Here is a 12,820-nt window from a genome sequence, read left to right as displayed (position 1 = left end):
GCGACTGTACCCCGGAGTAACCCCTTGCCCGCAGCGCGCGGTGCAAAGCCCCACAGCCAACGTACGGATCACGCGGTGTCAGCCCGGCACGCCAGTGGCCTGCATGACCTCCACCGCCACGGCGCAATATTTGAATTCGGGGATCTTGCCGAACGGGTCCAGCGCCGCGTTGGTGAGCAGATTGGCCGCCGCCTCCACATAGGCAAATGGCATGAACACCGTGCCGCGCGGCGTGCCGTCGTCGCGGCGCACGCGCACCTGCACCATGCCGCGCCGCGAGCGGATGCCCACCAGCGCGCCGGGCGCCACGCCCAGCCGCGCCAGTTCGTCGCCATGCAGCGACGCGGTGGCCATGGGCTCGATCGCGTCCAGCACGGTGCTGCGCCGCGTCATGCTACCGGTGTGCCAGTGCTCCAGCTGGCGACCGGTGATGAGTACCAGGGGGTAGTCGGCATCGGGCTTCTCTGCCGCCGGGATCACGCTGGCGGGCACCAACTGCAGGCGGCCCGTGGGCGTTGGGAATTTTTCGGTGAAGACGATGGGCTGGCCCGGGTCGTCAGGCGTGAGGCAGGGGTAGGTCACACTGGAATCGCGTGCGAGGCGGTCCCAGGTGATGCCCTCGATGCTGGCGTGCATGGCCTGGCGCATTTCGTCGTAGACAGCGGCCACGCCAGACTCCTCGCCTTCGTAGTTCCAGCTAAGCCCCATGCGCGCGGCGATCTGCTGGATGATCCACAGGTCCGGCTGCGCATCGCCCGGCGGATTGAGCGCGCGGCGGCCCATCTGCACCATGCGGTCGGTGTTGCTGGCGGTGCCGGTCTTTTCGGGCCAGGCGCTGGCGGGCAGCACCACGTCGGCCAGCCAGGCGGTCTCGGTCAGGAAGATGTCCTGCACCACCAGGTGCGAGAGGCTGGCCAGTGCGTGGCGCGCGTGGTTCAGGTCGGGGTCGCTCATGGCCGGGTTCTCGCCCATGATGTACATGCCGCGCACCTTGTGCGGGTCGCTGTCAGGCGCCAGGGCCTTGTGCATGATCTCGACCACGGTGTAGCCGGGGGTCTCGTCCAGCGGAGTGCCCCAGAACTGTTCAAACCACGCATGCGCCCCGGCGTTGTCCACGCGCTGGTAGTTGGGGAACATCATGGGAATCAGCCCCGCATCGCTCGCGCCCTGCACATTGTTCTGGCCGCGCAGCGGGTGCAGGCCCGAGCCGGGCTTGCCGATCTGGCCCGTGACGGCGCAGAGCGCGATGAGGCAGCGCGCGTTGTCGGTGCCGTGCACATGCTGGCTCACGCCCATGCCCCAGAGAATCATCGACGCCTTCGCCGTGGCAAACGCCCGCGCCACCTCGCGCAGCGTCTCGGCCGGGATGCCGCACACGGGCGCCATGGCCTCGGGGCTGCAACCCATCACGTTGGCCTTGAGTGCCTCGAAGTTGTTGGCGCGATCTTTGATAAAGGCCTCATCCACCAGGCCTTCGTCGATCACCGTGTGGATCAGCGCGTTGAGCATGGCCACGTCGGTATCGGCCTTGAACTGCAGCGTGCACCAGGCATGGCGGCCGATGTCCGTGATGCGCGGGTCGGCCAGCACGATCTTCGCGCCACGCTGGGCGGCATTCTTCATCCACGTGGCGGCCACGGGGTGGTTGGCCGTGGGGTTGGAGCCGATCACGAAGATCAGTTCCGCATGCTCCACGTCGTGCACCGGGTTGCTCACCGCGCCGGAGCCCACGCCTTCGAGCAGCGCGGCCACGCTGGACGCGTGGCACAGCCGCGTGCAGTGGTCCACGTTGTTGCTGCCAAAGCCGGTGCGCACCAGCTTCTGGAACAGGTAGGCCTCTTCGTTGCTGCCCTTGGCCGAGCCGAAGCCCGCCAGCGCCTTGGGGCCGTGCGTGTCGCGCAGCGACCTGAGCGTGCCGGCGGCCAGGCCCAGCGCCTCGTCCCAGGTCGCTTCGCGAAAGGTGTCGCGCCAGTCGGCACCGTAGGGGCGCACCTCCTTGGGCACACCAGGTTTGCGGATCAGCGGCACCCTGAGGCGGTCGGGGTGGTGGGCGTAGTCGAAACCGAAGCGCCCTTTCACGCACAGGCGGCCGCGGTTGGCCGGGCCGTCGCGGCCCTCGACGCTGATGATCTTTTCGTCGCGCACGTTGTAGGTGATGAGGCAGCCCACGCCGCAGAAGGGGCAAACCGAGTCGACCTTGCGGTCCACCTTTTGCGAGCCGACGTGGGTCTTGGGGCTGAGCGCGCCCGTGGGGCAGGCCTGCACACATTCGCCGCAGGCCACGCAGGTGCTCTCGGCCATGGGGTCGTCGAGGTCGAAGACGATCTTGCTGTCGGCCCCGCGCAGCGCGTAGCCGATCACATCGTTGACCTGTTCTTCGCGGCAGGCGCGCACGCAGCGGTTGCACTGGATGCAGGCGTCCAGGTTCACCGCCATGGCCGGGTGGCTCAGGTCGGGCGCGGGCTGCTCGCGGCGCAGGGCTTGGAGCGCGGGGCGCACGGTGACGCCCAGGCGGCTGGCCCAGCTGCTCAGCTCGCCGTGCTGGCCTACCGCTTGGGCAGTTTTTGAATCCAATGGGCCTGTAGCGCTAGATGAATATGCGCCAACAGCTATCAATTCAGGAGCATATTCAACCCCATCGTTCCATTGGTAGCCCACGTCCGGCATGTCGGACAGCAGCATCTCCACCACCATCTGCTGGCTCTTGCGCGCGCGGGGGCTGGCGGCCTGCACCTTCATGCCTTGCGTCGGTGCGCGACAGCAGCTGGGGGCCAGCGTGCGTTCGCCCGCGATCTCAACCACACAGGCGCGGCAGTTGCCGTCGGGGCGCAGGCCGTCGGAGTAGCAGAGGTGCGGAATCTCCACGCCATGGCGCTGCGCAGCCTTCAGGATGGTTTCGCCAGGATGGGCGGTGACGGGCTGGCCGTCCAGCTCGAAAGCCACGCCGGGCTGCGCTGCGGCAGAAGTCAACACGGCGCTCATGGCTTTACCCCGGTAGGCAGTTGTTCGGTCAGCGGGCTGTTACGCGGCTTGGGCAAATCGCCCGGCCAGGGCCCCTCGCCCACTTCGTGCGCAAAGTATTTGTGGATACAGCGGATGGGGTTGGGCGCAGCCTGGCCCAGGCCGCAGATGGAAGCGTCGGCCATTACCTGTGCCAGATCGTCGAGCAGTTCTTCATCCCACTTCGGCGCTTGCATCAGCGTGGCCGCCTTGGCCGTGCCCACACGGCAGGGCGTGCACTGACCGCAGCTTTCGTGTTCGAAGAAGCGCATCACGTTCAGCGCCGCGTCGCGCGCGCGGTCGTGTTGGCTGAGCACGATGACGGCGGCCGAGCCGATAAAGCAGCCGTAGGGCTGCAACGTGTCGAAGTCCAGGGGAATCTGGTTCAGGCTGGCGGGCAGGATGCCGCCCGAGGCGCCGCCGGGCAGGTACGCATAGAGCTGGTGGCCGTCCAACATGCCGCCGCAGTATTCGTCGATGAGTTCCTGCACCGTGATGCCCGCCGGAGCAAGCTTGACGCCTGGGTGCTTCACCCGGCCGCTCACGCTGAAACTGCGCAGGCCCTTGCGGCCGTGGCGGCCAAAGCTGGCAAACCACTGCGGCCCGCGCTCCACGATGTCGCGCACCCAGTACAGCGTCTCGAAGTTGTGCTCCAGCGTGGGCCGGCCGAACAGACCCACCTGCGCGATGTAGGGCGGGCGCATGCGGGGTTCGCCACGCTTGCCTTCGATGCTCTCGATCATGGCCGACTCTTCGCCACAGATGTAGGCGCCCGCGCCGCGCCGCAGTTCGATGTGGGGCAGCGGGCATGGCGGATCGGCGCGCAGGTCGTCCAGGGCGCGCTGCAGCAGCGCACGGCAGCCGTGGTATTCGTCGCGCAGGTAGATATAGATGGCCTCGGTGCCCACCACCTGGGCGGCGATGAGCACCCCTTCCAGAAAGCGGTGCGGGTCGCGCTCCAAGTAGGTGCGGTCCTTGAAGGTGCCGGGCTCGCCCTCGTCGATGTTGACGGCCATCACGGCCGTGCCCCCACGCTCCCCCGCTTCGCGTGGTCCGCTGCCCCCCGAGGGGCCCGTCGCCTCGCTTGGGGCGGCCCGGCGCTCGGCGAGCGCGGCCTGCTCGCGCACGATGCGCCACTTGCGCCCGGCCGGAAAGCCTGCGCCCCCCAATCCGCGCAGGCCGGAGTCTTCCATGGCGGCCAGCACGGCCTCGGCGTCCATCTCGCCATTGACCAGCGCAGCGGCGGTCTGGTACCCACCGTGGGCGCGGTAGGTGGCCAGGTCGGTGTGCCCGGGGCTGATTCCATCCGGCTGCGCAGGCACGCTCGCCTCCACACACTCAGCAATATCAAAATTGATAGCACCTTGGGCATATGGATGTAGCGCTACCGCCCGATTGGGCTTCAAATCAACGGCTTCCAGCACCCCATCGACCGTGGCGAGGGGCACCGGGCACTGGTGCACCACCGCCACGGGCGCCTGCTCGCACCGGCCCACGCAGGGCACAGCCAACACCTGCACATCGCCCTGCCCGGCCGCGCGCAGGCGCTCGGGCAGCGCGGCCAGCAGGTCGCGGGCGCCCGCCATGCTGCAGCTCAGGCTGTCGCACACCCGCACCACCAGGCGGGGCGCCTGGGCCTCTTCACCACGCACGATCTCGAAGTGGTGGTAGAAGCTCGCCACCTCGTATACCTCGGCCATCGGCAGGTTCATCTGCTTGGCGAGTGCCACCAGGTGCCGGTCGTGCAGCACGCCAAAGTGGTCGTTCAGGCAGTGCAGGTATTCGATGAGCAGGTCACGCCGAAAGCCGGTGGCCGGGCGCGGGCCCAGCAGTTGCGCCACCTCGGCCATGGCCACGTCTTCGGGCTGGCGGCCCTTGAGGCGGCTTTTGCGGCGGATGCGTTCGCGCATGTCGTTGACGGACACGGCGGCGACGGTGGGGGCTTCGGGGGCAAGGTGCATGGACCGGGGGCGTGGGGCGTTGATCTGGTTGTATGCAGGCACCTGCATAGGGTGCCCGGGCCGCCGCAGTGTCGGCCACGGGCGCCTGCGGCGTCAAATTGCCGATGCACATGGGTCGATCACAAAAACAAATGAAACGGCCGTTTTTGCAACTGCCCATGAATCACCCGCCGCAACCCGTGCGGTCAGCGCTCAATCGGCGACCAGAAGCCCACTGTGTGCTGCAGCGTGCTGCAGCCAGTCGGGGTCCTGCGCCAGTGCCAGCGCTGCATCGAGGGCGCGGGTGGGCTGCACCTGGCGGTGCGACATGAATCCGATGGGGGTGGTCAGCACCGGGCCCTTGAGCGGCAGGGCCTCCAGCCCCTCATGGCCGCGCACGGCATCGACCAGCGCCCCGGGCAGGACGCTGCACAACTGGCCCGCCACCACGCTCAGCGCCAGGGTCAGCACCGAATCGGTTTCCATGGCAGGCATGACCGTGGCGCCTGCCGCGCGGAAGGCGCCATCGACCAGGCTGCGGTTGTGCATCTCCGGGGTGAGCAGGCACAGCGGCAAGGCCGCCGCATCGGCCCAGGCCATGGGCGGGCCGATCTGGAGCCCGCGCGCCGGCCCCTTGCGCTGGCTCGGCGCCCGGCGCAGCAAAAAATAGTGCTCCACATACTGAGGCCAAGCACGCAATGGCCCGCCGCGTGCAGGCATGCGCTCGGTGTAGCCCAGCGCTAGGTCCAGTGCAATGCTCTCCAGCCCCGCCTCCAGCGCCTGCGAGCTCATCGACAGCGCCACCGGTACGATGCCCGGGTGCCGCGCCTGCAGCTGCGCCGCAAACCGCGCGAGGATGGGCATGGCCGTGGGCACCGCACCCAGGCGCAGCGTGCCGCGCGGGTGGGCGGCGTCGCCGCTCAGGTCCTGCTGCAGCACCTGGTGCTCGTGCAGCATGCGCTGGGCAGATGCCAGTACACGCTCACCCTCGGGCGTGAAGCCCTCGAAGCTGCGCCCCCGGCGCACCACCACCACGCCAAACTCCTTTTCCAGCGCGCGCAGCGCGTTGGAGAGCGCCGGCTGCGTGATGTGGCAGGCCTGCGCCGCCCGGCCAAAGTGCCGGTGCTCGTGCAGCGCCACCAGGTAGCGCAGGGACGCGAGCAGGTTCATGGCGCGGTGGGCGACTCGGGAGGATCAGGTGTTCTTGCTGATCGAGATGGTGGGGAACTTGTTCGAGAAGTCCTTGGCCTGCTGGGCGATCTTCACCGCCACATCGCGCGCCACCTTCTTGTAGATCTTGGCCACGTCCCCGTCCGGGTCGGCCACCACGGTGGGCTTGCCGCTGTCGGCCTGCAGGCGGATGCTCATGTCCAGGGGCAGCGTGCCCAGGTAGTCCATGTGGTATTCGGCCGCCATCTTCTTGCCGCCGTCGGCGCCAAAGATGTGTTCCACATGGCCGCAGTTGCTGCACACGTGGGCGGCCATGTTCTCGACGATGCCGAGGATGGGCACACCCACCTTCTCGAACATCTTGATGCCCTTCTTGGCGTCCAGCAGAGCGATGTCCTGCGGCGTGGTCACGATCACGGCGCCGGTCATGGGCACGCGCTGGCTCAGCGTGAGCTGGATGTCGCCAGTGCCGGGCGGCATGTCGATGATGAGGTAGTCCAGGTCTTTCCAGTTGGTCTGGCGCAAGAGCTGCTCCAGCGCCTGGGTGGCCATGGGGCCGCGCCAGATCATGGCTTCGTCCTGGTCCACCAGGAAGCCGATGGACATGACCTGCACGCCGTAGTTTTCGAGCGGCTCCATGGTCTTGCCGTCGTCGCTTTCGGGGCGGCGGTTGATGCCCAGCATCATGGGCTGGCTGGGGCCGTAGATGTCGGCGTCGAGCACGCCCACACTGGCGCCTTCGGCAGCGAGGGCCAGGGCCAGGTTGGCGGCCGTGGTGCTCTTGCCCACGCCGCCCTTGCCCGAGGCAACGGCGATGATGTTCTTGACCTGGGGCAAGAGCTGCACGCCGCGCTGCACGGCGTGGGCGATGACCTTGGTGGTGATGTTGACCGACACGTTGTCCACGCCCGCCACGCCCTTGGCGGCGGCCACCAGGCTGCGGCGCAGCTCGGGCACCAGGCTCTTGGCGGGGTAGCCCAGTTCCACGTCAAACGCCACGTCGCCACCGGTGATCTGCAGGTTGCGCAGGGCGCGGCTGCTGACAAAATCCTTGCCCGTATGGGGGTCCAGCACGCTGGAAAGTGCGGCCAAAAGGCCCTGTTCGGTGACTGCCATTCAAATAACTCCTGTGGGGCCGGTAGTCTATTCCCAAGCTCCCGCCCCCTGCCGCTGAAGGACAATGCGCACCGCATTGCATCGTCGCTCTCTCCAAAAAGGCCTCCCGTGAAATTCAAGATGTCCGAAAACTCCCTGTTTGCCGTCCTGCTGCGCTCGCCGTGGTGGATCAGCTTTGTGGTGGTGGGCCTCATCACGCTGGCGGCCGGGGCGTTGTTGCCCAAGGAGTACTTTGTCGTCGGCGCGCTGGCAGGGTTCCCCATCTTTGTGGTGGGCTGCATCGCAGCCTGGAAGCAGCTGCGCGCGCCCAACCCCGCCAAGGTGGTGGAGATGCTGGAGGCCGTGGGCAGCATGCCCTGGCGCAGCTTCGCCGACACTCTGGCCACCGCCTGGGAACGCGCAGGCTACAGCGTGGAGCGCCTGACCGGCAGCAACGCCACCGGGGCCGACATGCGCCTGAGCCAGGGCGGCAAGACCACGCTGGTCAGCGCCAAGCGCTGGAAGGCCGCTACCCACGGGGTGGAGCCCCTGCGGGAGCTGCACACGGCCATGACCGCTGCCGATGCGTCGGCGGGCGTTTACGTGGCCGCCCTGGGCCAGGTCAGCGAGAACGCCCAGGCGTTTTCCCGGGAGCACGGCATCGTGGTGCTGCAAGGTGACGCGGTGGCGCAACTGCTGCTCAAGCAGCGTTAAGAACCTGTTCACAGTCTTTTTGGAGTTGCACAAGTGCCTTGCCGGGATGGGATGCAAGGCGCGGTGCGCTGCCAATAGCCCGTGCTATTGGCAAGCTTTGCTCCGCCGCAGACCGCCCGGCAAGGCACTTGCCCGAAGGGTTGGAGTGAAATCGGGCGATTGGACGCCCCGGCTGCTTGCATCGGCATGAGCCCATGCGGCGCACCCGAAGCATCCACTCCTCCCGATTGCACTCCAATGTAATCTCCAAAAAGACTGTGAACAGGTTCTAAGACCACCCCCTGTGGGGTGGCCCGCACATGCGGGTTTTCCCACATGAGCTGCGCCCGGACGCCCCTCCACACTGGAAGCCTTACACCGCCCCACCGTCCATGCCCCCCACAACCCCTACCGCAGCCCCTGGCAACGTAGCTGCCACACCCGCCACGGGCTTGCTGCTGACCGGCGGCGGTGCCCGCGCAGCCTACCAGGTGGGCGTGCTGGAAGCCATTGCCGACCTGCGCCAGGCCTGTGGCGAAGGCGGCGGCCCCAACCCCTTTCCCATCATCACCGGCACCTCGGCGGGGGCCATCAACGCAGCCGCCCTGGCCTGCGGAGCCGACCACTTTGACCGTGCGGTCCGCCGCATTGCACGCGTGTGGCGGCAGTTCCATGCCAGCCAGGTGTATGGCGCCGACTCGCTCAGCGTGATGCGCAGCGGCGCGCGCTGGCTCACGCTGGTGTCGCTGGGCTGGGCGCTGGCACGCTGGCGGCGCATGCGGCCGCGCTCGCTGCTGGACAACTCGCCACTGGAGAAGCTGCTGGTCAAGATGGTGCCCCTGGTGCGCCTGCCCCGGCTGATCCGCAAGGGGCATCTCACCGCGCTCGCCGTGACGGCGTCCAGCTACAGCTCGGGCGAGCACGTCACCTTTTTTGAAGCGGCCACCCCCGTCAAGCCCTGGGTGCGCTCCCAGCGCAAGGCGGCCAGCGACCGCATCACGCACGAGCATCTGCTCGCGTCCTCAGCCATTCCTTTCATCTTTCCAGCCAAGGGCATCGAGGTGGATGACCACATCGAATACTTCGGCGATGGCTCCATGCGCCAGTCGGCGCCTATTGCCCCGGCCATCCATCTGGGGGCCGAGCGCATCCTGGTGATCGGCGCGGGCCGCATGCACGAGCCCAAGGGCGATGCCGCCGCCAACCCCACCGCCACCTACCCCACGCTGGCGCAGATCGCGGGGCATGCGCTGTCCAACATCTTTCTGGATGCGCTGGCGGTGGACGTGGAGCGCGTGCAGCGCATCAACCAGACCCTGTCGCTGATCCCCGAAGAAAAGCGCCTGCACAGCGCGCTGCGCCCCATCGAGCTGCTGGTGATTGCGCCGTCACAGCGCCTGGACGCCGTGGCCGCGCGCCATGTGGGCGACCTGCCCGGCCCCGTGCGCACCATGCTGGGCGCCCTGGGGGTCACGTCCAACATGGCCGATGTGCGCGGCGCGGCGCTGGCCAGCTACCTGCTGTTCGAGTCCGGCTACACGCAGGAGCTGATGGCCCTGGGCCGGGCCGACACCCTGGCCATGCGGGCCGAGGTGTGCCAATTTTTTGGATGGACGGATACCGGTGCCGAGGTGCAGATGCGGCACCACACCTGAGAGGTGCCCGCCGAAGCAACCGCTTACCGGCGGCGAAACCTGCTCGCCCCGCGCCACACGGCCGCCAGCGCCAGCAACGCCGCCAGGACTCCAACACCCTCACCCGACAGTCCGGGCACCGGAGAGGGCGCAGAGGGTGGAGCCGTCACCCGAAACACTTTCAGTTCATCAATGCTGGCAGGGCTGCGGCTATAAAACGCAATACGCTGGAATGCTGGTGACAAACCGGCATAAGACGCCGAGGGAGCTGGCGGATTCAAGTAATCGAATCCCGACAAGCTGGACAGCACCCACATCTGGGTCAGATTGGCTGTGTAGTCAATGCGCAGCACTACGGCGCTGAGGGTATTGAGCGCCACTGTGCTGCACGCGCCGGCCACTGGCTGCAAAGTGTTGTCAAGAATGGCATATACGGGGCTGCCACATGCACCGTTGTTGCCCACTGCACCCGTAGTTACACCTGCATTGACGAAACGAAGGTTCGGCGTGCCGCCGCCAGACTGTGTGCCAAACTGCGAGACGAACTGCACGAAAAGAACACCGGAGTTTTGCAACGGCAAGTCTCGCGCAGCATCATTCAGCTGCGACCCGGCCCGGTACACCACCTTACCCCCTGCGCCTGCCAAACCCGGCACCGACAGCCCCACAGAGTTCGTAAAAAAATCGGTGAACGAAATACTGTCAGAAACCCAGGCTCCAGTCCATCCAGTGCCCCCGTTTTGCCCTACCAGCGATATGTTGTTGGCGTAGGAAAAAGAATCCTCGGCGACGGTGGTAATGACGGGCGCCGCGAGCGACGGCACAGCGCTGAATGACAAGCTCAACAGCCACGTGTACAACGACTTTCGCAAACTCACTCGCGAGACGACCCAACCAGCACACGGACACGACATGTTGAAGACCTGAAAAACCGCAAAGACTGCGCAAGAGTTGGAGAAAGACGCCGCTGGATTTTTCCAGGGCCAGGGGGCGGCTCGCGTGCCGCTTGAAATTTTGCCATTGGCGGGGTGGTATCCGTCGCTTGCCCCAAAGCCTCACGCGGCCAGACATACCACAACCCCCTAAAATCGCGGGTTCCGCCTGAGAAAGCCGCTTTTCATGACGACCTCCGCCCGCAAACTCTTCGTTACCACCGCCCTGCCGTATGCCAACGGCAACTTCCACATCGGCCACATCATGGAATACATCCAGGCCGACATCTGGGTGCGGTACCAAAGGATGCAGGGCAACGCGGTCAACTTTGTGGGTGCGGACGACACCCACGGTGCGCCCATCATGATTGCCGCCGAAAAGGCAGGCAAGACGCCCCAGCAGTTCGTGGCCGACATCGCTGCCGGCCGCAAGCAGTACCTGGATGGCTTTCACATCAGTTTTGACAACTGGCACAGCACCGATGCGCCCGAGAACCATGAACTGGCCCGCCAGATCTACCGCGACCTGCGCGACCGTGCCGACGGCAGCCTGATCGAAGTACGCACCATCGAGCAGTTCTTCGACCCCGAGAAGAACATGTTCCTGCCCGACCGGTACATCAAGGGCGAATGCCCCAAGTGCCACGCCAAGGACCAGTACGGCGACAACTGCGAGGTGTGCGGCACGGTGTACGCGCCCACCGACCTGATCAACCCCTTCTCAGCCCTGTCGGGTGCCAAGCCCGAGCTGAAGAATTCAGAGCACTTCTTCTTCAAGCTGTCGGACCCACGCTGCGTGGAGTTTCTGGAAAACTGGACGCAGGACGGCAAGCTGCAGCCCGAGGTGGCCAACAAGATCAAGGAGTGGTTCACCGTCCGCACCAACCCCGACGGCACCACCAGCGAAGGCCTGGGCGACTGGGACATCAGCCGCGACGCGCCCTACTTCGGCATCGAGATCCCCGACGCGCCCGGCAAATACTTCTACGTGTGGCTGGATGCCCCCGTGGGCTACCTCGCGTCGCTAAAGAACCTGCTGGAAAAGCGCGGCGAAAGCTACGACGCCTACATGGCCGACCCAGCCATGGAGCAGTACCACTTCATTGGCAAGGACATCGTCACCTTCCACACCCTGTTCTGGCCCGCCATGCTGCACTTCAGCGGCCGCAAGACGCCCAACAACGTGTTCGTGCACGGCTTTTTGACCGTCAACAACGGCGAGAAGATGAGCAAGAGCCGGGGCACGGGCCTGGACCCGCTCAAGTACCTGAGCCTGAACATGAACGCCGAGTGGCTGCGCTACTACCTGGCCGCCAAGCTGAGCGCGCGCAACGAAGACATCGACTTCAATGCCGAAGACTTCATGCTGCGGGTGAACAGCGATCTGATCGGCAAGTACGTGAACATTGCCAGCCGCGCGGCGGGCTTCTTGACCAAGCGCTTTGACGGCAAGCTAACCGACCAATTTGGCACCACGGGCGCAGCCCTGCTGGCCGAGGTGCGGGGGGCGGGCGACGCCATCGCGCAGATGTACGAAACGCGGGAATACAGCAAGGCCACGCGCGAGATCATGCTGCTGGCCGACAAGGTCAACGCCTATGTGGACCAGAACAAGCCCTGGGATCTGGCCAAGGACGCTGCCAACAACGAGGCCCTGCACCAGGTGTGCTCGGTGCTCGTCAACGCCTTTGCCGCGCTCACCCGCTACCTGGCACCTGTGCTCCCGGGCCTGGCCCAGGCGGTGCAAGGCTTTGTGGGGGTGAACATGCAGCAGTGGAACGTGGCGGGGGACGTGCAAGCCATCCAGCCCTACCAGCACCTGATGCAGCGCGTGACCCCAGAACAGCTTGAAGCACTGTTTGAGGCCCCAGCGCAAGCAGAACAAGCGCCAGCAGCTACTGAAACCGTAGCAGCCAACTCCCATCCTGGTGGCGAAGAACTCGCCCCCACCATCACCATCGACGACTTCACCAAGATCGACCTGCGCATTGCGCTGATCGTGAGCTGCGAGCCGGTCGAGGGCTCCACCAAGCTGCTGCGCCTGACGCTGGACGTGGGCGAAGGCCGTACGCGCAACGTGTTCAGCGGCATTGCCAGCGCTTACAAGCCCGAAGATCTGGTGGGCAAGCACACCGTGATGGTGGCCAACCTGGCGCCGCGCAAGATGAAGTTTGGCGTGAGCGAAGGCATGGTGCTGGCCGCCAGCCATGGCGACGAAAAGGCCAACCCCGGCATCTACGTGCTCAACCCCTGGCCCGGCGCCACGCCCGGCATGCGGGTGCGGTAAGGCGTGCAACGCTCATAGACAAAGCAACCGTCAAGGATGCCGAGGGGTGCTGAGCCCCTCGCCATCCGC

8 protein-coding genes are annotated in these 12,820 nt (G+C 66.3%); 3 read left to right on the top strand and 5 right to left on the bottom strand.

Going from position 1 to position 12,820, the window contains the following annotated elements; translation table 11 throughout:
- Positions 1-78 precede the first annotated feature (78 nt).
- The 4 genes from fdhF to apbC form a co-directional block, all read right to left on the bottom strand.
- Positions 79-2,982, bottom strand: coding sequence for a formate dehydrogenase subunit alpha (gene fdhF, locus ASC83_RS04250; protein ID WP_056058603.1), 2,904 nt, complete (start codon positions 2,980-2,982; stop codon positions 79-81).
- Positions 2,979-4,961: an NADH-ubiquinone oxidoreductase-F iron-sulfur binding region domain-containing protein gene (locus ASC83_RS04245; RefSeq protein ID WP_056058665.1), complete on the bottom strand. Its 1,983-nt coding sequence runs from the start codon at positions 4,959-4,961 to the stop codon at positions 2,979-2,981. The genes fdhF and ASC83_RS04245 overlap by 4 nt, the downstream gene beginning before the upstream one ends.
- A 192-nt stretch (positions 4,962-5,153) precedes the next feature.
- Positions 5,154-6,110, bottom strand: coding sequence for a LysR substrate-binding domain-containing protein (locus ASC83_RS04240; protein WP_056058601.1), 957 nt, complete (start codon positions 6,108-6,110; stop codon positions 5,154-5,156).
- 24 nt (positions 6,111-6,134) lie between these two features.
- The gene (gene apbC, locus ASC83_RS04235; RefSeq protein WP_056058597.1) at positions 6,135-7,226 is read right to left on the bottom strand and encodes an iron-sulfur cluster carrier protein ApbC; all 1,092 of its coding nucleotides are present in this window, start codon (positions 7,224-7,226) and stop codon (positions 6,135-6,137) included.
- Between the two features lie 120 nt (positions 7,227-7,346).
- Between apbC and ASC83_RS04230 the strand changes: the two genes are divergently transcribed.
- On the top strand, positions 7,347-7,919 hold the full coding sequence (locus tag ASC83_RS04230; RefSeq protein WP_056058663.1) for a restriction endonuclease: 573 nt from the start codon (positions 7,347-7,349) through the stop codon (positions 7,917-7,919).
- 371 nt (positions 7,920-8,290) lie between these two features.
- On the top strand, positions 8,291-9,553 hold the full coding sequence (locus tag ASC83_RS04225; RefSeq protein ID WP_056058594.1) for a patatin-like phospholipase family protein: 1,263 nt from the start codon (positions 8,291-8,293) through the stop codon (positions 9,551-9,553).
- Positions 9,554-9,576: 23 nt separating this feature from the next.
- On the opposite strand, the gene ASC83_RS23825 is transcribed toward ASC83_RS04225, so the two are convergent.
- Positions 9,577-10,392, bottom strand: a complete 816-nt coding sequence (locus ASC83_RS23825) for a hypothetical protein (protein WP_156379421.1) — start codon at positions 10,390-10,392, stop codon at positions 9,577-9,579.
- A gap of 259 nt (positions 10,393-10,651) precedes the next feature.
- On the opposite strand from ASC83_RS23825, the gene metG reads away from it, so the two are divergent.
- Positions 10,652-12,751, top strand: coding sequence for a methionine--tRNA ligase (metG, locus tag ASC83_RS04220; protein WP_056058590.1), 2,100 nt, complete (start codon positions 10,652-10,654; stop codon positions 12,749-12,751).
- The last annotated feature ends 69 nt before the right edge of the window (positions 12,752-12,820 follow it).

Origin of the sequence: Acidovorax sp. Root402 (assembly GCF_001425125.1) — a bacterium.
Taxonomy (GTDB): domain Bacteria; phylum Pseudomonadota; class Gammaproteobacteria; order Burkholderiales; family Burkholderiaceae_C; genus Acidovorax; species Acidovorax delafieldii.
The sequence above is the reverse complement of the archived record's forward strand: the minus strand, read 5'-3'. Positions and strand labels throughout refer to the sequence as shown.